The sequence below is a fragment of the Erysipelothrix sp. strain 2 (EsS2-6-Brazil) genome (genome assembly GCF_016617625.1).
Lineage (GTDB): Bacteria > Bacillota_I > Bacilli_A > Erysipelotrichales > Erysipelotrichaceae > Erysipelothrix > Erysipelothrix piscisicarius.
In genome coordinates, this window is record NZ_SBAR01000008.1 from 1 (window position 1) to 26,289 (window position 26,289).

Consider the following 26,289-nt stretch of genomic DNA (forward strand, 5'->3'; position numbering starts at 1 on the left):
ATATATCGACTATTATAATAACAAAAGAATTAAGAGCAAACTAAAAGGACTGACTCCTGCACAGTACAGAAATCAATCCTTTAGTTTAACTCTTAATTAAACCGTCCAAGATATTGGGGGCAGTTCATTTTTACTTGTCTACTTTTAGTTTACTACTCCACATCGATGAGTGTTCTTTTCTTTATAATAAGTTTAGTTTTTTGAGTATTTTTTTATGAGCTGTAATAATTGCTAGATTCTTTAATTCTTCGAGTGGAACAAAGTACCAATTTTGATTTACGTCTTGGATATTCTCAACGATAAAAACAGAAATATTCCACTGTAAATGGGAAAACTTATGCTTCAAAGTGAGCACAGGATTCAAATCCATTACCCCATCAATTTGAGGTAATCGTAACAGTCCTTCCATAAGCCCATCTTCATGATCATCAGAAATTAAAATTTTATCATCCTTGGTAAAAATAATAACGGATTTTTCATAAATTGGAACGGGTTTCGCTTTTGGGATGAAGGGTATTGTACCCACACATTCTCCACGATAACAAGCACACATTTCTTTAAATGGACAGCCTTCGCATGTCGTATTACTTGGGGTACAAACAAGTGCTCCAAGTTCCATAAGGGCTTGCGTGAAATCGCTGGGGTCAGCCCCGTTTAGGAGTAACTCTTCCTTCAGAAAGGCTTCAAAATACTTATGACACGCCCGTGTATTGACATTTTCGGTATAGTTAAGATATCGTGCCATTACACGCTTTACGTTTCCATCGATTGCAATTTCAGGAAGACTGAAAGCAATTGAGGCGATGGCACTAGAGGTATAATCACCGATTCCGGGAATTTTCATGAGTTCTTTCTTATCAGCTGGAAGTTTACCTTGGTAATGTTCCATAACGAATTGCGCTCCTGCATGGAGATTTCGTGCACGTCGATAATAACCAAGGCCTTCCCACATTTTTAAGACTTCATCAATCTCAGCCTTAGCGAGGCTTTCCACATTCGGATATCGTTGAATCCAGCGATCGTAGTAGGGGATCATGGTAGCGATTTGTGTTTGTTGGGCCATGATTTCGCTTACCCATATTTTATAAGGATCTTTTTGAGATCTAAATGGTAATTCACGTTTATGTTCGTGATACCAGCCCATGAGTCGTTCTGTAAAGTTCATAATGATAGTATACACGATAACATAAAAAGAAAAGAGCTCGGTGCTCTTTTCTTAGAGAGATAGTGCGTTTCATTATCATTTACTTCATAAGTGGTTAAGAAGGAAATCATGAAGTAAATTTCAAGAGAGACAATGAATTGCGGTAACAACTTACATTATTTTCCAAGTTGTTACTTATATGATATACGGAATCAGGGCGGAAATCAAGAATAAATGGTATAATAAACGTGGGAAAAAATGTGAAGAGGACAATTATGGAAACTTATACTAAATCGCTTTCTAAAAAAGATAAGATAACGTTGATCTTCCAACTTCTATTAGGTGTTTTTACAGTCATAGTTGGTGTTTTATTTATATTTAGAGATAAAATTTTATGGTCATTAATCTATTGGATGTTTGTGGCCATGTTAGCTGCAACATTTGTACTATTCTTATATCGATCTGTAAAGAATCGCAGTATATCAGATGCACTTATTGCGCTCGGTTCGGGTGTTTTTCTTGGTTTAATTATATATAAAGAAGCCCTTTATATCGAAATTATGGCATTGTTTTTTGGTATTTGGGCTCTGTTTAATGCGGTGGTTCATGGTCTTGAGTTTTATGTCGCAATTCATGAAAAGCAAAAAAATAAACTCTTCAAGCTCTTTGCGTCGATTGTGTCTTTGGTTATGGGGATTGTGTTATTGACACGAGGCGTCTCAAATCGATTTTTAATGAATATTCAAATTGGTGCTTATGTAATCTTTTTTGGTATCGTATCGATTCTATCTTCGGCTCGCGTTTTATGGCGCCATCAAACAAGTGTTCGTTTATCGGCACCGGTTTTTCTAGCCGCAATGAATCCATATTTTCTTGTAAAAGAGACCCGTAAGTTAGTTCAAAGCAATCCCGATGCCGTTATCGATAAGGTTGTGAAGACAGAAGGAAACTATATCTCGATCTATATCTATGCGAAAGATCATGGTTATAATCGTATGGGTCATTTAGATATTGGATATAACGGTGTTATTTATTCTTATGGTGCACATGATCCATTTAATCGTGCTAAGTCTATGGCATATGGCGATGGTGTTATGATTGTGGGTAGCGAAGTTGATTATGTTCAGTATGCGGTGGATGACGATACAACTGTTTTTCGATTTATTTGTGAGTTGTCAACGGAACAACGTGAATTCGTTGAAAAGCGTTTGGATGAGTTGTTTAAGTCTGCATACTATTTTAAGTGGCCCTATAATTTGGATACTAAAAAAGAACATCATCTTACGAATTTGATTGATGCGGGAGCTTCTGTTGATTATTATAAGTTTAAAGAAGGTGAATTTAAGACCTATAATGTTTTTACCACAAACTGTGTCTTAATTGCGGATTATGTTATTCAATCGACGGGTATGAAACTTTTTCAAATGAGTGGTGTTATTACACCGGGTGCTTATTATGATTATCTTGATAATCTACTCAATAAGCCAGGATCGATCGTCGTGAAGAGAGAAATATATCGCAAAAAAGAAGTTTAATGAACCCTTAGGGGTTCATTTTTTATTATTACCTGGGCATTATCATTGATATTATTTCGAATTCGAAATAATATGGTACTACAACCAGGAGGTAGTTATGAAACAGTTAAAAGGATTACACCATGTTACTGCAATTACAAGCAGTGCTGAAGAGATTTATAAATTTTATACATATATATTAGGAATGCGACTTGTTAAGAAAAATATTAATCAAGATGACATTCATACCTATCATTTATATTTTGCAGACGACCGAGGCAATCCCGGGACAAATATGACTTTTTTTGATTTTCCAAATATTTCTAAATCCCAACGGGGAACGAATGAGTTATCAAGAACGAGTTTTAGAGTTGCGTCGGATGATGCGCTTTCTTACTGGGAGAAACGCTTTACCAACTATGAAATTCCATTTGAATCAGACCAAATGTTCTTTGGTAAAAAAGCAATCACGTTCGAAGATTTTGATGGTCAACGCTATGCTTTAGTTTCAGATGAAACAAATATAGGAATTCCTTCCGGAGAGCCATGGTATAAAGGACCAGTTCCTGATGCTTATGCAATTACAGGGCTTGGACCGATGTTTATGGATGTTTCTAATCTTGAATTAACGCATCAAGTTCTTTCAACAGTATTTGGGATGCGAAAGATGAAGACCGAGGATACCTTAACGCTTTATGAGATGGGCGATGGCGGCAATGGTGGATCAATTATCGTCCGCGAGAATTTAACGCAAGGAAATGCCGTTCAAGGTTATGGTGGGGTGCATCATGTTGCTTTTAGAGTTGATGAGAAAGAAGATTTGATGAAATGGTATCGTGAGTTATCGGAAATGGGGATTCCAAGCTCGGGTTATGTTGAGCGATTTTATTTTGGTTCACTATATATCCGCATTCTTCCAAATATCCTTTTCGAGCTCGCAACAGATGGTCCAGGGTTTATTGATGACGAAGAATCGTATGAAGTTCTGGGAGAGATGTTAACATTACCACCACGTCTTCGTCCAAAACGTGACTATATTGAATCACAAATTAAAAATTTTGATACTGTACGCAGTACGCGTGAATTCAAGAAAGAGGTGTTTTAATGTCATCGCTTAAAACACTTACCATACTTTTCCGAACACATCAGAATATCTTAGATCACGTTAAGGAGAGTATTAAGGATTTTGATATTAATGTGAACGAGTTTCAAGCTCTAGAAGCACTCTATCATAAAGGAAAGCTCACGACTCAGGCTCTTTGTGATACCGTACTTGTGCCAGGCAGTAGTATGACATATGTTGTGGATCAATTAGAAAAGAAAGGTCTCGTTATGCGCTTGAAAGACGAACGTGATCGAAGAATAAACTATGTTATGTTAAGCAATAAGGGACTTTCAGAAATCGAAATTATCTATCGAACGCATGAACAGGAAATGCGAAAATGTTTCGACAGACTTTCGCCCGAGGAAGAGGCGACATTACAAACACTTCTTAAAAAAATAGGGAAAGAGGGATTGTATGATTCATAAGATGATACCAGGAACTTCAGAGCGGACGATTATAGGTTTACATGGAACGGGTGGAACGGAAGAGGATATGTTTCAGATTGCACGTTATATCGATCCAGAAGCTACATATATCGGCATTCGAGGGAATATTGTGGAAGATGGAATGAATCGATATTTCAGACGTATCGATATGAAAACATTCGATCTCGAAAGTTTGGAACATGAAACAACGAATTTAAGAAATGAGATTCTAAAATTACTTAAAAATTATGATCGATCATTAGAGTGCGTTTCCGTTGTAGGATATTCAAATGGTGCGAATATTACGTTAAACTTACTAAAAATGAATTTTACGCTCTTTAAAAATGCACTGTTATTTCATCCAATGCATGTACAACCCACGATTCCATTTCCACAAAATTTACCAACCCGAGTATTGATAACCAGTGGTGAAGGGGATCCGTATACTGATGTTCAAGATATTGAATTGATGATTGAAAAACTGAACGCATCTAACATTTTCACAACACACTTTCACACGCACCATGGCCATCAATTAGTTCCAGAAGAAATTAAACAAGCCCGAGATTTTTATGAAATTTAAAACACAAGATTTAAGTGCGAAAGAGCGTTATAAATTTTTAACAGGCAGTGTCGTTCCACGTCCTATTGCATGGATTACAACCCGAAACACCGATGCTTCAATCAACCTTGCACCATTCAGTTTTTTTAGTCTTGTTTCAACCGAAGTTCCAATTGTTTCCGTTGCAATTAATCGGAATAACGGAGAGCTTAAAGATACCAGTAAGAATCTCTTACAAACACGCGAGTGCGTGGTTCATATCGCAAATTACGAGAATGTGGAAGCAATGAATGAGAGTTCGATGATTCTATCTTATGGTGAAAGTGAAGTAACAAAGCTTAATCTCGAAACACAATCAAGTGTGATGATTGAGACTCCAAGTCTTAAAGATACAAAAATTAAACTTGAAACAGAATTATTTAGTCATCAAGAAATAAAAGATGCAAGGGGTGTATGTACAGATCTGTTTTTACTTAAAATAATCCATTTAGATTTTGATGATTCAATTTTTGATCGGAAGCAAGGGTATCTTGATGTAAATAAACTTGGTCCGATTGCTCGTCTAGCGGGAAATCAATTCGCAGCAATGAAGCCAGTTTTTACCTTAAAACGTCCTATTTAAAAAGAAGCTCACAATTGAGCTTCTTTTCTTAAAGTTCTTGCAGTAATTTTTTCGCAACGTCCTGATTTAATTTCGGTTCTTGAAGTAATTTCGATACAAGACGTTCAACATCTTCGGATGGACAACCAACAGCTAAAGCGAGCGATTTCGCTTGAAGTTTCATATGTCCACTTTGAATTCCTACGGTTGTAAGGGCATAAAGCGCAGCAAAGTTTTGTGCTAAACCGACAGAGGCAAGAATCATCATCAGTTCTTCTGCATTTTTATATCCTAAAATTTTCCGGCTTAATTGAGCTTTGGGGTGAATTGCAATAGAACCTCCAACGGTACCAATTGGAAGCGGAAGTTTAATAATGCCTTCAATCATATTGTCCGAATTTATATTCCATGTTGCAAGGGGTTGATAACTTCCACTCATTGATGCATAACTATGAACCGATGCTTCAATGGCACGCCAATCATTTCCGGTTGCGACTACAACGGCATCAATACCATTCATAATGCCTTTGTTGTGTGTTGTAGCCCGGTAAGGATCAACTTCAGCAAGATGACTTGCTTGTTGAATGCGAAGTGCAATATCGTCTGGATAACGAAGCGTTTTTGGATCAATAACGACACGGGCCTCGGCCAGACATTCCGTTGCAAGGTTTGAAAGGATGGACATCAACGGATGTTCATCAAAAACAGACTCAAGATGATTACCGATTGCCTCTAAGATTGTGTTCATCATGTTTGCGCCCATTGCTTCTTGCGTGTCAATGGTACAATAAACAATCAAAAAAGGTGTCTTATTGGGTTTATTTATATACGCGGTATGAATGTGACGCAAACCACCGCCTCGCTGCACAATTGAAGGATAAGCATCACGAGCAATTGTAAATAATCGATCACGATTATCTTCCAAATATTGTATCATTTCTGTTTGCCTTTGAGGATTTGCGAATGCAATTTGTCCGATCATATTGCGTTTATAAATACGAGCATGAATGCCACCATTACATTGCATAATTTTGGCGGCATTACTTGCAGCTGCAATTACAGAGGGTTCTTCGGTCACCATAGGAATCACATAGTCTTGATTATTTATCAAAAAATTTGGAGCACAACCCATTGGAATTTCATAAGTTGTGATTGCATTTTCAATCATATGATCATAAATTTCCGAACTGAGTGGAATATCGAGATCATCGTCATAACGGTTTTGATTTTCTAAAACATTACGGCGTTCTGTTATCGTCCTTTTATAAAATTTATTGTACATAATGAGCACTCCTTTTATAAATATCATACCGAATTTGATTATATATGCCAAGTAGAATTGAGAGGTGTGGTATTATATAAAAAAGGAGTGATATGATGAAAACAAATAAAGTTTCTATTATTGGTGCAGGTTTTGTAGGTTCGACAACAGCTTTTGCGTTAATGAACAGCAATATTGCATCTGAAATCGTAATCGTTGATATTAACAAAGAAAAAGCTCAAGGTGAGGCAATGGACTTAGACCAAGGTCGTGTGTTTGTTTCTCCAGTTAAAATAATTGCTGGGGATTATCCAGAGACTCAGGGCTCCGATATTGTAATTATTACAGCTGGACTGGCACAAAAACCAGGAGAAACACGGATTGATCTTGTGAATCGTAACATTAAAATTTATGAAGAATTAGTTCCAAATATCGTGAAGTATAATCCAGACGCAATTTTACTTGTGGTTTCAAACCCGGTCGATATTTTGACACATATTACTTATAAACTTTCTGGTTTTCCAGCAGAGCGCGTAATTGGTTCGGGAACGGTTTTAGATACAGCACGTTTCCAATCGATGTTAGCGAATAAATTTGAAGTGGATGCACGAAATATTCACGCAAATATTATTGGAGAACACGGTGATAGTGAAATTGCTACGTGGTCCTTAACGACTGTAGCGGGGCTAACCATTGATCAATACTGTGAGAATGTGGGGATTGAGTTTACGGAAGAAACACGTCAAAAAGTTACACACGATGTGAAGACTGCTGCTTATGAAATTATTGATCGTAAAGGTTATACAAACTATGCCGTAGCACTTGCGATAACGCGTATTGTGAATGCGATTTTACGTGATGAGAATTCGATTTTAACCGTTTCAAGCCTTCAAAACGGGGCATATGGTATTGAAGATGTTTATATTTCTGTCCCAACAGTTGTTGGACGAACGGGTGTTAAGCATGTTATTGAAGTTCCGTACAGTTCCAATGAGGTTGAAGCACTCCAAGAATCTGCAGAGATGTTAAGAGAGATTGTTTCACAATCTAATTTATAATAATGAACACCATGTTTATCGTTAACATGGTGTTTTTATGTAAGCGTTTAAGTGAACTTATACGCAAAAAATGAGCATGAAGAGTGCATTTTCTGTCATTTCATGTTCAATTCATGTATAATGATACAGTTATAGGAAAAGAGACGATGTATATGAAAAAAATTATAAATATAGCAGTTATCGCGCACGTTGATGCGGGAAAATCTACATTAGTTGATGCAATGCTTAAATCAGCTGGTGTTTTCCATGAAAATCAAGTTGTTCTAGATCAAGTTATGGACAGCGATGATATCGAACGTGAACGTGGTATCACAATCTATTCCAAAAACTGTAGTGTAAATTATGGTGACATCAAAATTAATATTGTTGATACACCAGGTCACGCCGACTTCTCAAGTGAAGTCGAGCGTATCATTAAAACCGTAGATACAGTTATTCTCCTTGTGGATAGTGCAGAAGGCCCTATGCCACAAACACGCTTTGTACTTAAAAAATCACTTGAAGCCGGTCTAAAACCAATCTTATTAATTAATAAAATTGATAAGCCAGATCGTCGTGTTGAAGAAGTAATCGAGGAAGTTTATGAACTCTTTATGGACCTCGATGCTACGGATGAACAATTAGAATTCCCAATTCTTTATGGTATTGCGAAAAAATATATTGTTCAGAAGACACTTGAAGAAGAAGGAACAAACATTAAACCGTTGTTTGATACAATTGTGGAACACACACCACTTTACCCAGATTATGACAACGATCCATTACAATTCCAAATTTCTTCACTTGCATACGATGAGTATGTTGGACGTTTAGGAATTGGCCGTATTACGAAGGGTCAAGTTAAACGTGGACAAGCAGTCGTTGTAGCGGACAATGATGGAAGTACGAAACGTCAGAATATTTCTAAAATCTTTACATATGATGGGTTAAAACGTGTCGAAACAGATGTAGCTTATGCTGGAGATATTGTACTTGTTTCAGGTATTGATGATATTTCAATTGGTAATACGTTATGTGATGTCAATCATGTTGAACCATTGCCTCCAATTGTTATTGAAGAACCAACACTATCCATGAACTTCATGGTTAATGCTTCGCCATTTGCAGGAAAAGATGGTAAATATGTTACATCACGTAATATTAAAGAACGTCTTGAAAAAGAACTTGAAGTGAATGTGGGGTTACGTGTTGAAGCAACGGAATCCGCAGACTCATTTAAAGTTTCAGGTCGTGGAGAACTTCACTTATCAATCTTAATTGAAAACATGCGTCGTGAAGGCTATGAGCTTGCAATCAGTAAACCTCGTGTTATTACACAAGAAATTGATGGACGTAAATGTGAACCGATTGAAGAAGTTATTGTTGAAGTGCCAGAAAAATATTCAGGAACAATGATCAGCCAAATTAGTTTACGACAAGGTGAACTCACAAATATGGAAGAAGATCGTGGAATGGTAAAACAATTCTGGAATGTTCCAACACGTGGTCTGATTGGTTTCCGTGGTGACTTTATTAATATGACTCATGGTGAAGGAACGATGATTCGTCAATTCCATGGATATGAACCTATGAAGGGTGCAATTTCACAACGTTCAAATGGTTCAATGGTTTCAACTGAAACAGGTAAATCAATGACATACTCAATCTTCAACCTTCAAGAACGTGGTCAATTCTTTATTGGCGCACAAACAGATGTTTATGAAGGAATGATTTTAGGTATTGCAGCTCGTGATACTGATATGGATGTGAATCCAACAAAAAATAAAAAAGCAACAGCTGTTCGTAGTTCAGGACGTGATGAAGCGATGAAGCTAACACCACCGATTCCATTGACACTTGAATATGCTCTCGAGTTCATTCGTGATGATGAACTTGTTGAAGTAACACCGAACTTCCTACGATTACGCAAACGTTATTTAAAAGCAATCGATCGTAAACGAGCAGGACGTTCAGATATTGATTAATCAAGGAGATCGATAATATGAGTTTAGGTAATAAACCATTGAAGTTGACTTTAATTAAAAAATCAAATGAATCCAAGGCGCGTCTTACAACTATTGAGACGCACCATGGAACAGTAGAAACACCAATGTTTATGCCAGTAGGGACCCTTGCAAGTGTGAAATTTCTCTCACCAGAAGATTTACGAAATATAGGATCTCAAGTGATTCTAAGCAACACATACCATCTCTGGCTAAGACCGGGTGAAGAAGTAGTTCGCCAAGCAGGTGGACTTCATAAATTTATGAATTATAATGGACCCATTCTAACAGATAGTGGCGGATTCCAAGTGTTTTCACTGGGTAAGATTCGTACAATTTCTGAAGAGGGTGTTGAGTTTAGAAGCCATCTTAGTGGTGAAAAACTGTTCTTAACACCAGAAAAAGCAATTCAGGTTCAAAATGCATTAGGGCCAGACATTATGATGAGTTTTGATGAATGTCCTCCCTATCCTGCAACCTATGAGTATATGAAAAATTCGGTTGAGCGCACAATTCGTTGGGCTGCTCGTGGTAAAGCAGCACATCAAAATCCCGAGACGCAAGCGTTATTTGGTATTGTTCAAGGTGGTAAGTATGCAGACCTTCGTGAACATTGTGCCAAAGAATTAGTTGCAATGGATTTCCCAGGTTATTCAATTGGGGGAACAAGTGTTGGTGAACCCAAAGATGTTATGTGGCAAATGATTGACCACACCATTGATTTCTTACCGGAAGATAAACCCCGTTATTTAATGGGTGTCGGAAGTGTTGATGCGATATTTGAAGGTGTATTGCGCGGTGTTGATATGTTTGACTGCGTATTGCCTACACGAATTGCTCGACATGGTACTGCAATGACCTCAACCGGTCGTGTTAATATTAAAAATAAAAAGTGGGAGTATGATTTTTCGCCACTTGATGAAAACTGTGATTGCGAATGCTGTCAAAATTATACGAAATCCTATTTACGACATTTAATTCGTTGTAATGAAGGTTTTGGTATGCGACTCTTATCCATTCATAATTTGCGATTCTTATTAAAACTCATGGAAGATATCCGTGAAGCCATTAAAGAAGATCGATTGCTTGAACTTCGTGATCAAGTTTATGAAAGTTATGGAATTACAGGCGATGACCATCCAGGATGGTAATCAAACTAAAAACTTGGTTCATTCGAATCAAGTTTTTTTATGCAATTTTGTGAATTGCACAAAATCGTGTCAGAGCACGGTCTTTATGGTAAAATAGTGAAGATGTAATACGATACAAACCAAGGAGTAAACTATGAATGTAAATGATTTTGATTTTGATTTGCCAGAGGAACTGATTGCGCAAACTCCTGCTGAAAAGCGAAGTGAATCGCGACTGCTTGTTGTTGATGGTATGAACTTGGAAGATAAACATTTCTATAATATTATTGATTATTTAAATGAAGGGGATGTTTTAGTCCTCAACGATACACGCGTTATTGCAGCACGTCTGTTTGGTGAAAAGCCTGAAACAGGTGCACATGTTGAACTTTTAATTTTAAAATTTGAGGGAAAGACGGCGGAGTGTCTTGTCGGAAATGCAAAGGTTGTTAAGTTGGGTACCGAATTAAGTTTTGGTAATGGAAAATTAAAAGCAGTTTGTACACATGTTGGAGAAGAAGGTTTAAGAAATTTTGATCTGGTCTTTGACGGAATATTCTTAGAAATCTTAGATGAACTTGGACAAATGCCACTTCCACCATATATTCACGAACGATTGGAAGATAAAGAGCGTTATCAAACGGTATATTCTCGCGTTCAAGGGAGTGCGGCAGCACCCACTGCGGGGCTTCATTTTACACCGGAGTTGCTTGAAGCAATTGAAGCTAAGGGAATTACAATTGCCCCTGTAACACTTCATGTTGGACTGGGTACGTTTAGACCGGTTAAAGTCGATAATGTTCTTGAACATAAAATGCATAGTGAAGCCTATACGATGTCTCAAGAAACAGCAGAGATTTTAAATGATGCGAGACAAGATGGCCGCCGAATAATTGCAGTGGGTACAACTTCAGTTCGAACATTGGAAACTGTGATGTCAAAGTACGGCACGTTCAAAGAATGCCAAGGTAATAGTGAAATCTTTATTTATCCTGGTTATGAATGGAAAGCAGTGGATGCAATCATTACTAATTTTCACTTACCAAAATCAACATTAATTATGTTAGTAAGTGCATTTATGGGTAAAGAAGCAATCGATCATGCCTATAAACATGCAGTTGATTCAAAATACCGATTCTTCTCATTTGGAGATAGTATGTTTTTAAAAGCACGTAATACGAAGTAGGAGATATTTATGGAACAAACACAAACAACGGATGCTAAGCCAAGTGGTTTTACGCGACTTAAATTATTTTTTAAGCAAGGGGACTATAAGTTTTTAGGAATTATTCTAATGATTCATGTTCTTTTAGGCACAATACATCTTTTTGCCTATAATTCGCTTCATCCACTCTCAAAACTTTTGGCAAATCTTCCGATGATTTTTCAAATTATTATTGTATCGATCTATGGACTTCTGGCATATGCAATTCCTGGATACCTAATTGTCATTGCAATTAAAAATAAGAGTCGAATTTTAAAGAGTGTTGACTTTGCATTAATCGTTTTATTTATGATCCTCTTTATAACCTTTATCGTGCTCTATATTCTATCGTTTTTTGAATCAAGTCGTGTCATATGGATGATTTATAGTTTTGTAAATCCATTAATGGGGACATTCTCTGAGAAGTTAATGCGCATTCATTGGTCGTCCATTTTATGGATTATTTCCGCAGCGGTTCCGTCATTTGGTTTACTGATTGGGATGTATTTGAGACTTAAATGTGAGGGGGTTGTGGAATGAAACGAACATGGTCTGCTTTATTGGTGATTCTTGCCAGTGCTATTGTTTATAAATTTCTTATTTCTGTTTTACCATCCTCATTAGAGAGCATTGCAACGACAATTTGGATGGTGTTGATGCTTGTGATTGGTTATTTCTTAGCACCGCTTCAAAAGAAGAATAATCGATGGGTGGGAAAAGTAGTACTATCCTTTGTGATTATTTGTGTTTTTGGATATCGCTTGAATGTTTTATCAATTCCAGAATTTTCGACATTGCTCAACGCAATTGGTATAACTGGAACCTTTTTAGATATACTCCTCATTTACTGTGGATGGGCTTTTTTTCAAGTTTAATATACGTCAAGAAACAATAAAGAAAGCAATCTTTGTTGTTTTTTTTATCCAACAGGGATAAGTATTCGTATATCTAATTGGGATTGTTGTATAATTAAGGTAGTAGTCGTAGTCAAGTGGTTATGACGCGTCAAGGAGAAATTATGATTGTATCAGGAAAAATTAGTGTTAAGGCAATACTTAAAGAGCGAAAACGTGAGATTGAATATGTAGCAATCTTGGATAAACACAATGACAAGGAATCACGATATGTTGAGCGTATCGCTGAGGGGATTATAATTAAACGATTATCTCGTGATGAGATGGATTTGCTTGCGTCGAATAAAACGCATGGTGGCTATCTTGTCTCATGTGGGAAGCGAAGCAGTGATTCCCTAAGTCATCTACCGAAACAGACCCTTTCATTAATGTGTATTGAAGGCGTTACTGATCCATTTAACCTTGGAGAAATTTGTAGAACCGTCGCATCCCTTGGATTTGACGGTATTATTACTCCAAATTATGATTTTTATGAACATGAAGCAAAGCTAATTCGTGCCAGTGCGGGCGCAAGTGAATCGTTATGGTGGCTTCAAAGTGATGATTTAAGTTCTGACTTGAAATCGATCCAAGCTAAGAATGTAGTAATGGCAGCAGCATATCGCGGAGATGAGAGCGAGTCACTTTTAAACTATAATTTACCAGATCGTGTATGCATCTGTTTAGGTGGTGCTTTAAGGGGTCTTTCGAAGAGTGTGTTAGAAATTAGTGATGTTCATGTACGTATTGATTACGATGCGCGCGTTTCATTAAGCAGTGTTGGTGCATGCAGTGTGTTTGCTTATGAACGCTATCGACAATTGGAGGCGAGAAAATGAAAATTGCTATTGCACAATTAAGAGTAAAAGCAAATCAACCACAGGAAAATTTTGAAGCAATTCAAGCAATTGTAGAAGAATCGATTGGTAAAGCAGACCTGGTTGTGTTCCCAGAATTAGCGGTAGGCGGTTATCTCATTGGCGATCGCATGAATAATCAAGCAAGTATCGATGAGATGATGGTCTATAACGACCGTATACGCTGCTTATCACAAGAGATAGGGATTGTTTGGGGAAATCTTTACCAAAAAGAAGATAAACTCTATAATGCGGCTTTTTTCGCATATCAAGGCGAATGGGTTAAACGTGCAAACCATGAATCCGAAGGTGTATATACAAAGCACCTTCTACCTAACTATGGTGTTTTTGACGATAAAAGATATTTTGATCCTGGAAATCACAACTTTGAACCGTTCATTTTTAAGGGTGATCGTATTAGTATCCAAATCTGTGAAGATTTGTGGGATGATGCAAGTGATTTAAAACCTACCGCGTTAATGATGCAACACAGTCCCGATCTCATGATTAACATCTCATGTTCACCATGGCACAAAAATAAGGAATCCATGCGCTTAGCAGAAATTAAAAGACAGAATTTGGACATACCTTTTATTTATGTGAATGCGACAGGGATGCAAAATAACGGCAAGAATGTTGTACTGTTTGATGGTGGAAGTATGATTGTATCTCCTGAATCGGTGACATATTTGGATGCTAATTTTAAACAGACACTTGATATATTCGATTTAAATTCTCAAGCATCAAATACACCCGACGATGACGATAAGATGTATCATGCATTGATTTCAGCAATTCGTTACTTTGATGAAGAAGCACTACCTTATGGACCAAAGTGGATTGTTGGTGTTTCGGGAGGATTGGATAGTAGTGTGTCCATTGCGTTACTTGTTAAGGCATTAGGGAAAGATCGTGTGGTGGGGGTAACAATGCCTAGCCAGTTCAATCGCGACATAACCAAAAATAATGCATATCATCTCAGTAACGTTTTAGGATTTAAGTTCTTGGAAATCCCAATTGCTGCAATGACCGATGCAACGGTTGAGAGTATGGCGTTTGGTGGCTACAAAGATGTACAAGGACTCGCATTTGAAAATGTTCAAGCACGACTTAGAGGCCATACGCTCATGACCATCTCAAGTCTTGAAAATGGTGTTGTGATGAATAATGGTAATAAGATTGAAGTGGCACTTGGATATGCAACCCTTTATGGAGATGCAATCGGTGCACTCGCCATTTTAGGTGATCTCACAAAAATGGAAGTCGGTATGATTGGTCGTACTTTAAATCGTATTGCAGGTACAGAAATTGTTCCTCAAAATCTGATTCCTACCGAAATGGAAGATCGTGTCGATTGGGAGTTTGCACCGAGTGCGGAACTTGCGCAAGATCAATTTGATCCCATGAAATGGGGATACCATGATGCGTTGGTCAATGCCCTCATGCATGGACAGTTGGAAGCCATACTTAAATCATATCTCGATCAATCGATTTATAAGTCGGAACTCGGGAAGTATTTAACATCATACGGTTTAGAAAATGGTAAAATGTTTATCGATGATTTAAAATGGGTTCTTAAGACGATGAATACTGCAGTCTATAAACGTGTACAAATGCCGCCGATTGTAATGGTATCAGATTGTGCATTTGGGACACCGTATCGTGAGAGTCAATACGCGTTACATCTTACAGAGACTGAATTGAAATTAATGAATATAATCTATAATCTCTAATTAAAAACCATCCGAAAGGGTGGTTTTTCTTTCAAAAAGTATTGTTTATAGTACTAAATTTACTACTGAAAAGAGTATATTTCAGAATGTATTTACAAATTATGCCATCATATATTATTCTTCAAGTGGAAATCAAGAGGGGGATAAATTATGAAAAAGAAAAAACACCTATTTCCGAAAGTAAGCCTTATGTCATGCTTACTTTTAACCGCAATGCCATTACAAACAGCGTTTGCAGATGCGCCCAATTTTTTAGTTGAGCCTATAGCAGGAACACAAATCGGAACACTTCCAATCATACCTGGAATTCATGATGATATGATTCAAGAAATGATCGAAGCATATAAAGAACAAACTAAAAAATTAGTGATTCAAAAAATAAAGCCCTTTTTAATCAATGAGGCACAATATCATCGTGATGTCGAGTCAATCAACAATGACATTAATTCATTGATTGAAGAGATTGAATCTGAAGAAAATGGATTGTACGGAATCCATTTAGCACTCAAACAAGAAATTCAGCGTATTGCTGCAGAGTTGAGCTACTATAAGTTTACGCAAGAGGCAAAGTATCTTGAAGATTCTGGGAAATTAACATTTCCGGAATTGGATGAAGCTTATATTGATTTGCTCGTGAACCATAAAACATCACACCGTACACTTGTTAAGTACGAGAATAAGGTTGAAGGAAGAGCACCACTTGAAGCGCTCATCGTCCCGTTAAGAAGTCGATTGAGAACGATTCATGACCTTTCTTTTGAAGTGAGTCTCCTTCCAGAGACCCACGAGTCATTCTTAGAATACCAAGCTTCAAACATTCAAGATAAAATTGTGGAAGTGAGCCGTGTGCTAGCACAAGGTGTGAGCGAGTTTATTGATTACAAACGCCTTGAAAATCTTATGGAAAAAGAAGTAAATCCATTACTCTTAGAACTCTCTACATTGAGAAGAAATCGACAAATTCAAATGCTACGCGATGTTTATCCAGATTTTGAACAAGCTAATGAATTAGTTGAATCTCTAAAAACAACTCAAGATTCGAAAGAAAAATATAAAAAATTCCACGAACTTCTTGAGTTGTATATTCAAAGGGGAGGTGATATTCGAAAACAAGATGTGTTTCAGAGATTTTATAGAACGTATCAAACCGTAGTTGAGGCAGAAAAAGAAAATCTTCGCGATTACTTAGAATCTAATATCTTTGATTCTCAATTCGTACAAGGAGAAAAAGTAAAGAATAAAGAAGTAAAACTTGTGAATCGAGACGCCTTTTTAAATATGATTCAAAATGCTCGAACGATGGTGGAAATTAAAGGCATTCAGTTAGAACTTGATTCAATCGCTAAATCTTTCCAAAAAGGAAAGGGAGATGGCAAGGTTGAACCTGAAAGTCCTATTAAAGTAGAAAAACCGGGTGATCAAAAGAAACCGGGTGATCAGAAGAAACCAATAGATCAGAAGAAACCAATAGATCAGAAGAAACCAATAGATCAGAAAAAACCGGTGGATGAAGCAAAACCAGAAAAAAATCAAACGCTAAAAGAAGGCTGGAATAAGAAAGACGATAAGTGGTACTATGTTGAGAAATCCGGAGCGGTTGCGAAAGGTTGGAAGAAAGTCTCGAATAAATGGTACTATCTTGATGAATCTGGTGCAATGGTAACGGGTTGGAAGAAAGTCTCAAACAAGTGGTACTACCTTGAGAAATCTGGTGCAATGGCAACAGGTTGGAAGAAAGTCTCAAACAAATGGTACTACCTTGAAAAATCCGGCGCAATGGCAACAGGTTGGAAGAAAGTCTCAAACAAATGGTACTACCTTGAGAAATCTGGTGCAATGGCAACAGGTTGGAAGAAAGTCTCAAACAAATGGTACTACCTTGAGAAATCCGGCGCAATGGCAACAGGTTGGAAGAAAGTTTCAAACAAATGGTACTACCTTGAGAAATCCGGTGCAATGGCAACAGGTTGGAAGAAAGACTCAAACAAGTGGTACTACCTTGATAACTCAGGAATGATGGTTACAGGTTCAAAGACCATTAATGGGAAAAAGTATACATTTAAAAGTGATGGAAGTTTAAAATAGACGGTAAAGCCGTCTATTTTTTTTATCAATTTATGAAAGTCGGATTTGTATAAATATTTATACATTTTTTAAGTAAATGTATTGCACAATAAAAAAAATAGGAATATACTAATAAATGAACATTGTTCATTATATCGATAGTGAACTACAATATGTAATATTTTTGAAACATCTTTAATGTGAGGGTTTAATAAAATAACCTAAACTTTGATGTGCTAAGATATGCATAGATAAGAAAGAGGTTAGTATATGAAACGAGTCCTAAAAAATTTAAAACCATTCTTAGGTGCAATACTCATTTCAATTGCGTTCTTGTTTGTCCAAGCTTTCGCGGATTTGAAGTTACCAAATTACATGTCTCATATCGTTAATGTTGGTATTCAACAAAATGGTGTTGAACATGCAAGTCCCGATGAAATAAGCAAAGATGGTCATGACTTAATTGTAGCGATATTGCCACAAGAACAAGGTAAAGCATTCTCATCATCATATGAGATGAGTGGTGATCGATATGTTATTAAACAAAATATTGATCGCGAAGCAACAGATATTCTTGTAGGTGAGAGTGTTTGGACCTTAATGAATCTTGGTGAAGGTTCAGGCTCAGAAATGCCTGCATTGAGTGGTCAAATCACAGATGATTTTGACATCAAACAAATGTATGCTTTAACACCAATGTTCCAATACATGGATCCTGCAACCAAAGCATTAGCATATGAAAAGGCTGCCGGGATGGAAGACAGTTTGAAAGAACAAACGGGTGTCGTTTTCGCGAAAATGTTCTATGAAGAACTCGGAAAAGACATTCCAACAATGCAAAATCAATATATCTTAAAAAAAGGTGGCGGAATGATCGGAATTACGATTATTGGTATGATTGCAACCATTGCGGTAGCATTCGTATCTGCTAAAATCGGATCTGGTTTTTCTAAAAATCTCCGTAAAGAAATTTTTGAAAAAGTTCAAAGCTTTTCTTCGGAAGAGTTTGATAAGTTTTCATCATCATCGATGGTCGTTCGAACTGTCAATGATGTAACACAAGTTCAACAGATGATAACAATGGGAATTCGGATGTTCTTCTATGCGCCAATTATGGCAATTGGTGGAATTATTATGATTTCTCAACGAGATACATCGATGACATGGATTATCGTCGTAACATGTGCTGCCCTCCTCGCATTTTTAGTTGTTATTTACTTTGTGGCGGTACCTAAGTTTAAGGTTATGCAAAAATTTGTTGATCGATTGAACTTAGTTTTTAGAGAAAATCTAAGTGGTGTTATGGTTATTCGTGCATTTGGAAACAAAGATTTTGAAAATAAACGCTTTGATAAAGCAAACTCGGAACGTGCAGATCTTGCGCTCTTCATCAACCGTGTGATGTCATTGATGATGCCGCTGATGAACTTCCTTATGAATGCGACAATGCTTGCCATCATTTGGTTTGGTTCACATCAAATCTCTGAAGGAATCCTTCAAATTGGGGATATGATGGCGTTCATGCAATATTCAATGCAAATTATTATGTCATTCTTAATGATCGCAATGATGTTTATTTTTGTACCACGTGCTGTTGTATCATTGAATCGTATTAATGAATTGCTTAATACAGAAAATACAATTCATGAGCCAATTGAAGCAAAAACATTTAACGCTTCAGAACGTGGACTCGTTGAATTTGAGAATGTAGACTTTAAATATGGTGATGCGGATGAATATGTACTTCATGATATAAACTTCGTGGCAAAACCAGGAGAGACAACTGCATTTATCGGTTCAACCGGATCCGGTAAATCTACCTTAATTAACCTAGTACCACGATTCTATGATGTCACTTCGGGTACCGTTAAGGTGAATGGAGTCGATGTTAAAGATGTATCAACCCATGATTTACGTGAAGAAATCGGATATGTACCTCAAAAAGGTGTGCTTCTTACAGGGACCGCAAAATCAAATCTTGTCTACGGTAAAGAAGATGCAACAGATGAAGAAGTAACGAAGGCACTTGAAATTGCGCAAGCAAATTTCATCCTTGATAAAAAAGATGGACTTGATTATGAAATTGCCCAAGGTGGTACAAACGTATCAGGTGGTCAAAAACAACGTCTAAGTATTGCGAGAGCACTTGTAAAAGATGCATCAATCTTTATTTTTGATGACAGCTTCTCAGCTTTAGACTTTAAAACAGATCAACTTCTACGTAAATCAATTCATGAAAACTTAAATCATGCGACCCTGCTTATTGTTGCCCAACGTGTCAACACAATTATGGATGCAGACCAAATAATCGTTTTAGATGAGGGACGAATTGTTGGTAAGGGGACTCATAACGAGTTATTGAAAACCTGTCCAACTTACTATGAAATCGCATCATCACAATTATCGGAGGAGGAATTAAACTATGAATCAAAATAAAGCTTCAGTAAAACCTTCGAAACCAGAAAATTCTAAAGCAGTTCTTAAAAAAATGATTGCACTCATTAAACCATACAGTGTAAAAATGATTGTTGTGATTATCTTTGCGTTGTTATCCACAATCTTCGCGATTGTGGGTCCAAAAGTAATGGGTCAAGCAACGACCGTTTTATTTGAGGGATTAATGGCGAAAGTACAGGGAGTTGGCTCGGTTGATTTTGATAAAATCAAAGGAATCGTGTTATGGCTACTTGGTATCTATCTTGCAAGTTTACTCTTTAGTTATATTCAAGGGTGGATTATGGCACGTGTATCACGTGACTTAACATACAACCTTCGTAAACGTATGCATGAAAAAATCGAGAAACTACCGTTAAAATATTTTGATGGAACGACAACAGGGGAAGTGCTCTCCCTTGTTACCAATGACATCGATGTCATCGATCAGAACTTAACAAGCAGTATTACTCAAGTTATTACATCCATCACGACGATTGTAGGGATTCTCTACATGATGTTCTCGATTAACTGGCAAATGACCTTAGCGGCATTATTGGTCTTACCACTCTCCTTTGGACTTATCTTCTTCATTATGTCGAAATCACAAGTGTTCTTTAGAAATCAACAAAAATATCTAGGATCCCTTAATGGTCATATTGAAGAAATGTATGGAAGCCATGTTGTTGTGAAAGCATACAATGGTGAAGCACGGTCAATTGCAGAATTTGATGATCACAATAATAATCTTTACGATGCAGCTTGGAAGAGTAGTTTCTTTTCCGGGATGATTCACCCAATTATGAACTTTGTTGGGAACTTCGGTTATGTTGTGGTAAGTATTCTTGGGGGTTATTTTGCTTCCGGCGGAATTATTAGTGTAGGGGATATTCAGTCTTTCATTCAATATATGAGAAGTTTTATGAACCCGATTGCGCAATTGGGTAACTTATCTTCTACGTTCCAACAATCTCTTGCTGCTGCGGAACGTGTCTTTAACTATTTAGAAGAACCTGAAGAAGTTGAAGATGCAGATACCGTTATTGATGTAAGTATGGTAGAAGGTCATGTTTCCTTTGAAAATGTTAATTTTGGATATGATCCAGATGTAACGATTATTAATAATTTCAGTGCCGACGTTAAGCCAGGTCAAAAGATTGCGATTGTAGGTCCAACGGGCGCTGGAAAGACAACGATTGTTAAACTTTTGATGAGATTCTATGACGTAACTTCCGGATCGATTAAGGTTGATGATCATGATATTCGTGATCTTAAACGTGAGGATCTTCGTAATTTAATTGGGATGGTTCTTCAAGATACTTGGTTGTATAGCGATACCATAAATGAAAATATTCGCTATGGTAAATTGGATGCAACGGATGAAGAAGTCCACGAGGCAGCTATGAAGGCTCAGGTTGATTACTTTGTGCGTACACTACCAGAGGGCTATCAAACTGTTCTTAATGAAGAAACGACCAATATCTCTCAAGGACAAAAACAACTCTTAACGATTGCACGTGCGATTCTTGCGGATCCAAAAATCCTCATCCTTGATGAGGCTACCAGTTCCGTAGATACACGTACAGAGGTTCTGATTCAAAAAGCATTGGATGTTTTAATGGAAGGACGCACAAGTTTTATTATTGCGCACCGTCTATCAACAATTCGAAACGCTGATTTAATCCTTGTTATGGATAAAGGGGATATTGTTGAAAAGGGAAGTCATGATGAGTTACTTGCTCAAAATGGATTCTATGCAACACTTTACAACAGTCAATTTTCAGAAGAAGACTAGGGAATTTTCCCTAGTCTTTTTTATTGGAGATGCGAATGCAAAAAAAAATGAGAACGTTAGTTCTCATTCAAAATAATCTTGGGCAATAACGCCGGTAACTTCAGGAATTTCATCCATGAGTAAGGCTTCAACACCGCCTTTTAAAGTATAATCGATTAATCCACAGCCGATACAAGCACCGAGGAGTTTAACGGTAACAACACCGTGCTCATCAACACTGACAAACTCCATGTCACCGCCATCACGTTGGATGTAGGGACGTATTTTATCGAGAGATTCAATAATGCGTTCTTCTAGGGTCATGATGGTATCCTCATAAAGTAGAGTAGTGAAGCAGTAATAAAGCCTAGTAAAAAGCCACCAACGACCTCAACCCATTTATGGCCGAGGACTTCTTTTATTTTTTGTCTATAAATTGGATTCTCTAATGTTGTTTGTGTTAAGACTTCAATATCCTGAATTAATTGTTTGGTAATTTTAATGTTTTGTCCGGCGTAATAGCGTACATTCGCAGCATCATAAATCACTGTTAATGAAAAGACAAGTGAAATAAAGAAATATTGCGAAGAAAAGCCAGATTGGTATCCAAGTGCAAGTGTTAAACCAATAACAAGAGCGGTATGGGAACTTGGAAAGCCACCACTTTCAAAAATCATACTTAAGTTCTTTTCGCCTGTTTTTAAATAGTGGAAAAATGGTTTTAGAACTTGAGCTAAAATATTTGCAACAAGTGCAGAAACAATGGGGTAAAAATTATCGCTCATGTGGTCACCTCTTCGGAAGTTATTATATCATACATTAGATACTGTGTTATAATAACAATGTTATTGAGGTAGAGATTTATGAAAAGAATGTATATGAACGGACAGATTGTTGAGGGGACCATTACAGGAATTCAGCCTTATGGAGCCTTTGTCTCAATCGATGAAAATACAACTGGATTAATTCACATATCTGAAATTTCAGATGATTTTGTGCGTGATATTCGCCAATTTGTGAGCCAAGGTGAACGTATCATTGCGAAAATAATTGATGTGAGTGAAGGACCACATCAATTACGACTCTCGTTGAAAGCATTGAATTACTCTTCACGTAAAGATCGTCAGTCAAAAGATCACAAGAGACCTTTAGTCCCAAGTGATTCCATTGGCTTTGAAACGCTTGCGGATATGATGCCTCAGTGGTTATCGGAAAAGGAGAATCCAATGATTAGAGTAGATTTAAAACATGCTTTATTAGAAGAAGATGTATTAAGTTATCAAGACGATGTGAGTCGTATTCATGAAATGATTCATTCACGAAGCGGTAAAGGTAATGATTACCTGGGTTGGCTTGATTGGGCAGAACGCTATGATGTTGAAGAGTTTGCACGTATTAAAGAATGTGCAAAACGCATTCAAGATCAAGCTGACGTTTTACTTGTTTGTGGAATTGGCGGTTCTTATTTGGGAAGTCGTGCGGCGATTGAAATGATTCAAGGGCCTTTCCCAAAAAATGATTTAGAGATTATTTATGTTGGGAATACATTCTCATCAACTTCTGTAGTTCGTATTTTAGACTATATTAAAGATAAAGAAGTTGCATGTAATGTAATTTCCAAATCCGGTACTACAACCGAAACAGCATTAGCATTTAGAATGATTCGTCAATTTATGGAAGAGAAATATGGCGCAGATGCTTCTAAACGTATCTATGCAACAACGGACAAAGAACGAGGACTTTTAAAACCCCAAGCAGATGCCAAGGGATATGAATCGTTTGTAATCCCAGATGATATTGGGGGTCGTTTCTCAGTTATTACACCTGTGGGATTATTACCAATGGCAGCAGCTGGCTTAGATATTGATAAGTTTATGGCTGGTGTTAAGAAAGCAACATTTGAGTTAAATAATCCTGATTTATCTGCCAACCCTGCATATGTATACGCTGTTGTACGTCGTATGCTTGAGAAGCAAGGGAAATCAGTGGAAATGTTTGTTAGTTATGAATCACACCTTGTGTTTCTTGCGGAGTGGTGGAAACAACTTTTTGGAGAATCAGAAGGAAAAGACGGAAAAGGCTTGTTACCTGCAAGTGTAAACTTCTCAACCGACCTTCATTCAATGGGGCAATTTGTTCAAGACGGGAATAAAGTTTTATTCGAGACTGTTGTTCTTGTGGATAAACCTATTGCTGATATGGTCGTTCCGACTGAAGAAGATGACTTAGACCAAATGAATTATTTGGCTGGTAAGAGTTTGCACTGGATTAATGAGAAAGCATTCGAAGGAACTTTAGAGGCACATGAAGTAACAGGTGGTGTGCCCAATGTTCTTATTCATCTTGATGAAGCCAATGAAGAGAACTTAGGTTATGCGATGTACTTCTTCTTTAAAGCACTTGCAATGTCGGTGTATATGTTGGATGTGAATCCATTTGATCAACCCGGTGTTGAAGTTTATAAGAAAAACATGTTTAAGCTTTTAGGTAAATAATAAAAAACCACCAATCTGGTGGTTTTTTATTATTTATTTATGATTCCATTCGAATTGAAGTTGAAGGGAATTTTCTAATTAAGGACAGGCACAATTGCCTTAATTAAACCTTTTGTTGAAAAAGGAAGTTGTGTTTAATCGATAACTTAGATGAGATTAAACGATTTGAGTATTAGAATCAATCATCCTACCAAAGATGATATCATACTGAATTAAATCAAAATCTAATTCACAAGAATATTATATAGTAGGATTTATTATGTGAATCAACAAAAACATGAATTCAGACACAATCAGCCTCTATTTGTATCGTGTTAAACACGAACAGCACAAATATGTGAAAATAATAATAAACTTCCACAAATTCAATCTAAAACACGTTATCAATTTTGTTGTTCTTTTAACTCAGTTTTCTTAGCACGTGAAAAGTCAATGTGACAATATCCACCAGGATTCATTTCTAGATAATCTTGATGCTCTTCTTCAGCCCTTGTGAAGTTTAAAAGTGGAAGCACTTCAACTGCAAGTGGTTTTGAATATTGCTCTTGATATGCAATTAATAGGGATTCAAGATGTTCGTGATCACTCTCGTGTTCAAAATAGATTCCAGTACGGTATTGTGTCCCGATATCATTACCTTGTTTGTTGAGGCTGGTAGGATCGATAATTCGAAAAAGGTGATCGACGATTGCATCAAGAGAGATGACTGCATGATTGTATTGAATCATTACAGCTTCTACGGCCCCTGTGTTACCTGAACAAACATCACGATATGAAATGTCTTCTTGATTACTGTTTGCATAACCCACAGCAGTATTCTCAATTCCTTTTAACCGCTTATAATATTCTTGAACTCCCCAGAAACAGCCACCGGCTACAAATATTGTTCGTAATTCTCGTGTATATGGATTTCTCATTGTAGTACCTCCTATGGTTAAAAGATACCATAACTCCAGTGTATTTCTAAAGCAAAAGGCACTTTGAAGTGCCTTAAACCCAGTGGTCTATGCTGGGATAGAATACGATCATGGAGTCGATTGTATTCTATGAGCGTGTGCTCTATTTAGTAATATAGTGTATAATCGTTATAATATGATGAAGGAATTGTTAATTTTACGTTAAAACGTGATTTATGATACAATGCTTAAATGGAGGAATTACTATGAGTGAATTAATAAATTTTAGAGATTTTGGTGGTTACCCGACAAAAGATGGCCGAAAAATTAAGACGGGTATTTTCTATCGTTCTGGTTCATATCGTGATTTGACAGAAGCGGATCGTGCTTACGTTAAAACATTAAACATTCAAAATTTACATGATTTTAGAGAACCAACAGAGTTGGATAAGGATGAACGTAAAGAAGGACTTGCAAAGAATGTTCATGATATTTCCGCATCATTACATCTTGGAGGGTTTGAAGAAGATCCAAGTGTTCCGTATACTGTTTTATCTTCCGAAAGTATGATTGAGTTTTACGAAAAATTACCTTTTTCAAATCCTGCATATCAAAATGTTTTTAAAGTGTTACAGGAAGACAATGCTGTTCCTTACTTACATAATTGTACTGCTGGAAAAGATCGCACCGGTGTCGCAACTGCATTAATCCAATTAGCGCTCGGTATGCATGAAGATGCAATTATTTATGATTACATGCTTTCTATGGAAGCTTATGACGCAATCTTTGAAAACGAAGTGCGTCGTCTTAAAGAAGGACGTACTGTGGAAACATTACTATATAAAGTTCCAGGACTCATTATTAAGCCGGGCTATTTAAAGAGTGCACTTTCAGCTATCCTTGAAAAATATGGATCATACGAATCCTATTTCGAAGAAGAGTATGGATTGGATGCTGATAAACTTGCAGCGATGCGCGATCGTTACACTGAGCGATAACATAATCTAACATAGTTTTAGAGTATCAATAACACAATTATTTTGTATACTCTAGGTGTAAGAAGAAATCTTACCTGTATGAACCTCTTCTCCAAAATATTCATATCCCCTTATGAATAACAACAATAATAATATTCATACAGAATTCTTTCCCCTTAAT

Annotated in this window: 24 protein-coding genes and 1 pseudogene; 20 read left to right on the forward strand and 5 right to left on the reverse strand. The window is 36.9% G+C overall.

Features of this window, described 5'->3' with window-relative positions; genetic code table 11:
* The coding region (locus tag EPJ89_RS05720; RefSeq protein ID WP_200542536.1) for an IS3 family transposase at positions 1-100 on the forward strand (100 nt) is incomplete at its 5' end.
* A gap of 81 nt (positions 101-181) precedes the next feature.
* Here the strand turns inward: EPJ89_RS05720 and mutY are convergent.
* Positions 182-1,165, reverse strand: coding sequence for an A/G-specific adenine glycosylase (gene mutY / locus EPJ89_RS05725; protein ID WP_125164895.1), 984 nt, complete (start codon positions 1,163-1,165; stop codon positions 182-184).
* 254 nt (positions 1,166-1,419) lie between these two features.
* Between mutY and EPJ89_RS05730 the strand changes: the two genes are divergently transcribed.
* The 5 genes from EPJ89_RS05730 to EPJ89_RS05750 all read left to right on the forward strand — a co-directional run bounded on the left by EPJ89_RS05730 (position 1,420) and on the right by EPJ89_RS05750 (position 5,372).
* On the forward strand, positions 1,420-2,679 hold the full coding sequence (locus EPJ89_RS05730) for an HdeD family acid-resistance protein (RefSeq protein ID WP_200549228.1): 1,260 nt from the start codon (positions 1,420-1,422) through the stop codon (positions 2,677-2,679).
* Between the two features lie 97 nt (positions 2,680-2,776).
* Complete coding sequence (locus tag EPJ89_RS05735; protein ID WP_161637581.1) at positions 2,777-3,763, forward strand: ring-cleaving dioxygenase; 987 nt, start codon at positions 2,777-2,779, stop codon at positions 3,761-3,763.
* Positions 3,763-4,188, forward strand: coding sequence for a MarR family winged helix-turn-helix transcriptional regulator (locus EPJ89_RS05740; RefSeq protein ID WP_200549230.1), 426 nt, complete (start codon positions 3,763-3,765; stop codon positions 4,186-4,188). The genes EPJ89_RS05735 and EPJ89_RS05740 overlap by 1 nt, the downstream gene beginning before the upstream one ends.
* Positions 4,178-4,771 carry an alpha/beta hydrolase gene (locus EPJ89_RS05745; RefSeq protein ID WP_200549232.1) on the forward strand — a complete coding sequence of 198 codons (594 nt, stop codon included), beginning with the start codon at positions 4,178-4,180 and terminating at the stop codon, positions 4,769-4,771. The genes EPJ89_RS05740 and EPJ89_RS05745 overlap by 11 nt, the downstream gene beginning before the upstream one ends.
* The gene (locus EPJ89_RS05750) at positions 4,761-5,372 is read left to right on the forward strand and encodes a flavin reductase family protein (RefSeq protein WP_200549234.1); all 612 of its coding nucleotides are present in this window, start codon (positions 4,761-4,763) and stop codon (positions 5,370-5,372) included. The genes EPJ89_RS05745 and EPJ89_RS05750 overlap by 11 nt, the downstream gene beginning before the upstream one ends.
* Before the next feature lie 28 nt (positions 5,373-5,400).
* Here EPJ89_RS05750 and EPJ89_RS05755 read toward each other — a convergent pair whose 3' ends face one another.
* Positions 5,401-6,633, reverse strand: a complete 1,233-nt coding sequence (locus EPJ89_RS05755; protein WP_200549236.1) for a hydroxymethylglutaryl-CoA reductase, degradative — start codon at positions 6,631-6,633, stop codon at positions 5,401-5,403.
* 95 nt (positions 6,634-6,728) lie between these two features.
* On the opposite strand from EPJ89_RS05755, the gene EPJ89_RS05760 reads away from it, so the two are divergent.
* The 11 genes from EPJ89_RS05760 to EPJ89_RS05810 all read left to right on the forward strand — a co-directional run bounded on the left by EPJ89_RS05760 (position 6,729) and on the right by EPJ89_RS05810 (position 21,761).
* The gene (locus EPJ89_RS05760) at positions 6,729-7,670 is read left to right on the forward strand and encodes an L-lactate dehydrogenase (RefSeq protein WP_161637576.1); all 942 of its coding nucleotides are present in this window, start codon (positions 6,729-6,731) and stop codon (positions 7,668-7,670) included.
* A 152-nt stretch (positions 7,671-7,822) separates the two neighbouring features.
* Positions 7,823-9,634 (forward strand): translational GTPase TypA, encoded by a 1,812-nt coding sequence (gene typA / locus EPJ89_RS05765; RefSeq protein WP_161637575.1) that lies wholly within the window; start codon positions 7,823-7,825, stop codon positions 9,632-9,634.
* 17 nt (positions 9,635-9,651) lie between these two features.
* A complete protein-coding gene (tgt, locus tag EPJ89_RS05770; protein WP_200542503.1) occupies positions 9,652-10,803 on the forward strand; it encodes a tRNA guanosine(34) transglycosylase Tgt in 1,152 nt (383 codons plus the stop codon).
* A 133-nt stretch (positions 10,804-10,936) separates the two neighbouring features.
* Complete coding sequence (gene queA, locus EPJ89_RS05775; protein ID WP_200542502.1) at positions 10,937-11,968, forward strand: tRNA preQ1(34) S-adenosylmethionine ribosyltransferase-isomerase QueA; 1,032 nt, start codon at positions 10,937-10,939, stop codon at positions 11,966-11,968.
* Between the two features lie 9 nt (positions 11,969-11,977).
* On the forward strand, positions 11,978-12,526 hold the full coding sequence (locus tag EPJ89_RS05780) for a hypothetical protein (RefSeq protein WP_125163810.1): 549 nt from the start codon (positions 11,978-11,980) through the stop codon (positions 12,524-12,526).
* Positions 12,523-12,861 (forward strand): hypothetical protein, encoded by a 339-nt coding sequence (locus tag EPJ89_RS05785; RefSeq protein ID WP_200542501.1) that lies wholly within the window; start codon positions 12,523-12,525, stop codon positions 12,859-12,861. The genes EPJ89_RS05780 and EPJ89_RS05785 overlap by 4 nt, the downstream gene beginning before the upstream one ends.
* Before the next feature lie 143 nt (positions 12,862-13,004).
* Entirely contained in the window at positions 13,005-13,718 is a 714-nt protein-coding gene (locus EPJ89_RS05790) for a TrmH family RNA methyltransferase (protein WP_161637571.1), read from the forward strand.
* The gene (gene nadE, locus EPJ89_RS05795; protein WP_200549238.1) at positions 13,715-15,469 is read left to right on the forward strand and encodes an NAD(+) synthase; all 1,755 of its coding nucleotides are present in this window, start codon (positions 13,715-13,717) and stop codon (positions 15,467-15,469) included. The genes EPJ89_RS05790 and nadE overlap by 4 nt, the downstream gene beginning before the upstream one ends.
* A 150-nt stretch (positions 15,470-15,619) precedes the next feature.
* Positions 15,620-17,554 (forward strand): N-acetylmuramoyl-L-alanine amidase family protein, encoded by a 1,935-nt coding sequence (locus EPJ89_RS05800; protein ID WP_200549240.1) that lies wholly within the window; start codon positions 15,620-15,622, stop codon positions 17,552-17,554.
* Between the two features lie 249 nt (positions 17,555-17,803).
* Positions 17,804-19,969 carry an ABC transporter ATP-binding protein gene (locus tag EPJ89_RS05805; RefSeq protein ID WP_200542498.1) on the forward strand — a complete coding sequence of 722 codons (2,166 nt, stop codon included), beginning with the start codon at positions 17,804-17,806 and terminating at the stop codon, positions 19,967-19,969.
* Positions 19,956-21,761, forward strand: a complete 1,806-nt coding sequence (locus EPJ89_RS05810; protein WP_200549242.1) for an ABC transporter ATP-binding protein — start codon at positions 19,956-19,958, stop codon at positions 21,759-21,761. The genes EPJ89_RS05805 and EPJ89_RS05810 overlap by 14 nt, the downstream gene beginning before the upstream one ends.
* A gap of 63 nt (positions 21,762-21,824) precedes the next feature.
* Here the strand turns inward: EPJ89_RS05810 and EPJ89_RS05815 are convergent, their stop codons facing one another.
* On the reverse strand, positions 21,825-22,064 hold the full coding sequence (locus EPJ89_RS05815; protein ID WP_161637566.1) for a NifU family protein: 240 nt from the start codon (positions 22,062-22,064) through the stop codon (positions 21,825-21,827).
* On the reverse strand, positions 22,061-22,525 hold the full coding sequence (locus EPJ89_RS05820) for a divergent PAP2 family protein (protein ID WP_125163801.1): 465 nt from the start codon (positions 22,523-22,525) through the stop codon (positions 22,061-22,063). The genes EPJ89_RS05815 and EPJ89_RS05820 overlap by 4 nt, the downstream gene beginning before the upstream one ends.
* A 93-nt stretch (positions 22,526-22,618) precedes the next feature.
* Here EPJ89_RS05820 and EPJ89_RS08785 point away from each other — a divergent pair.
* Both EPJ89_RS08785 and EPJ89_RS05825 read left to right on the forward strand, forming a co-directional pair.
* Positions 22,619-22,942, forward strand: a pseudogene (locus EPJ89_RS08785) (S1 RNA-binding domain-containing protein); the annotation flags it as partial.
* Between the two features lie 24 nt (positions 22,943-22,966).
* Positions 22,967-24,235, forward strand: coding sequence for a glucose-6-phosphate isomerase (locus EPJ89_RS05825; protein ID WP_237558329.1), 1,269 nt, complete (start codon positions 22,967-22,969; stop codon positions 24,233-24,235).
* A 383-nt stretch (positions 24,236-24,618) separates the two neighbouring features.
* Here EPJ89_RS05825 and msrA read toward each other — a convergent pair whose 3' ends face one another.
* The gene (msrA, locus tag EPJ89_RS05830) at positions 24,619-25,152 is read right to left on the reverse strand and encodes a peptide-methionine (S)-S-oxide reductase MsrA (RefSeq protein ID WP_161637241.1); all 534 of its coding nucleotides are present in this window, start codon (positions 25,150-25,152) and stop codon (positions 24,619-24,621) included.
* A 245-nt stretch (positions 25,153-25,397) separates the two neighbouring features.
* On the opposite strand from msrA, the gene EPJ89_RS05835 reads away from it, so the two are divergent.
* On the forward strand, positions 25,398-26,129 hold the full coding sequence (locus EPJ89_RS05835; protein ID WP_125163798.1) for a tyrosine-protein phosphatase: 732 nt from the start codon (positions 25,398-25,400) through the stop codon (positions 26,127-26,129).
* Positions 26,130-26,289 lie beyond the last annotated feature (160 nt).

Bases quoted from the DNA above. Each gene is read 5' to 3' on its own strand.
- mutY (WP_125164895.1), bottom strand. From the start codon at position 1,165: ATGAACTTTACAGAACGACTCATGGGCTGGTATCACGAACATAAACGT.
- EPJ89_RS05730 (WP_200549228.1), top strand. From the start codon at position 1,420: ATGGAAACTTATACTAAATCGCTTTCTAAAAAAGATAAGATAACGTTG.
- EPJ89_RS05735 (WP_161637581.1), top strand. From the start codon at position 2,777: ATGAAACAGTTAAAAGGATTACACCATGTTACTGCAATTACAAGCAGT.
- EPJ89_RS05740 (WP_200549230.1), top strand. From the start codon at position 3,763: ATGTCATCGCTTAAAACACTTACCATACTTTTCCGAACACATCAGAAT.
- EPJ89_RS05745 (WP_200549232.1), top strand. From the start codon at position 4,178: ATGATTCATAAGATGATACCAGGAACTTCAGAGCGGACGATTATAGGT.
- EPJ89_RS05750 (WP_200549234.1), top strand. From the start codon at position 4,761: ATGAAATTTAAAACACAAGATTTAAGTGCGAAAGAGCGTTATAAATTT.
- EPJ89_RS05755 (WP_200549236.1), bottom strand. From the start codon at position 6,633: ATGTACAATAAATTTTATAAAAGGACGATAACAGAACGCCGTAATGTT.
- EPJ89_RS05760 (WP_161637576.1), top strand. From the start codon at position 6,729: ATGAAAACAAATAAAGTTTCTATTATTGGTGCAGGTTTTGTAGGTTCG.
- typA (WP_161637575.1), top strand. From the start codon at position 7,823: ATGAAAAAAATTATAAATATAGCAGTTATCGCGCACGTTGATGCGGGA.
- tgt (WP_200542503.1), top strand. From the start codon at position 9,652: ATGAGTTTAGGTAATAAACCATTGAAGTTGACTTTAATTAAAAAATCA.
- queA (WP_200542502.1), top strand. From the start codon at position 10,937: ATGAATGTAAATGATTTTGATTTTGATTTGCCAGAGGAACTGATTGCG.
- EPJ89_RS05780 (WP_125163810.1), top strand. From the start codon at position 11,978: ATGGAACAAACACAAACAACGGATGCTAAGCCAAGTGGTTTTACGCGA.
- EPJ89_RS05785 (WP_200542501.1), top strand. From the start codon at position 12,523: ATGAAACGAACATGGTCTGCTTTATTGGTGATTCTTGCCAGTGCTATT.
- EPJ89_RS05790 (WP_161637571.1), top strand. From the start codon at position 13,005: ATGATTGTATCAGGAAAAATTAGTGTTAAGGCAATACTTAAAGAGCGA.
- nadE (WP_200549238.1), top strand. From the start codon at position 13,715: ATGAAAATTGCTATTGCACAATTAAGAGTAAAAGCAAATCAACCACAG.
- EPJ89_RS05800 (WP_200549240.1), top strand. From the start codon at position 15,620: ATGAAAAAGAAAAAACACCTATTTCCGAAAGTAAGCCTTATGTCATGC.
- EPJ89_RS05805 (WP_200542498.1), top strand. From the start codon at position 17,804: ATGAAACGAGTCCTAAAAAATTTAAAACCATTCTTAGGTGCAATACTC.
- EPJ89_RS05810 (WP_200549242.1), top strand. From the start codon at position 19,956: ATGAATCAAAATAAAGCTTCAGTAAAACCTTCGAAACCAGAAAATTCT.
- EPJ89_RS05815 (WP_161637566.1), bottom strand. From the start codon at position 22,064: ATGACCCTAGAAGAACGCATTATTGAATCTCTCGATAAAATACGTCCC.
- EPJ89_RS05820 (WP_125163801.1), bottom strand. From the start codon at position 22,525: ATGAGCGATAATTTTTACCCCATTGTTTCTGCACTTGTTGCAAATATT.
- EPJ89_RS05825 (WP_237558329.1), top strand. From the start codon at position 22,967: ATGATTAGAGTAGATTTAAAACATGCTTTATTAGAAGAAGATGTATTA.
- msrA (WP_161637241.1), bottom strand. From the start codon at position 25,152: ATGAGAAATCCATATACACGAGAATTACGAACAATATTTGTAGCCGGT.
- EPJ89_RS05835 (WP_125163798.1), top strand. From the start codon at position 25,398: ATGAGTGAATTAATAAATTTTAGAGATTTTGGTGGTTACCCGACAAAA.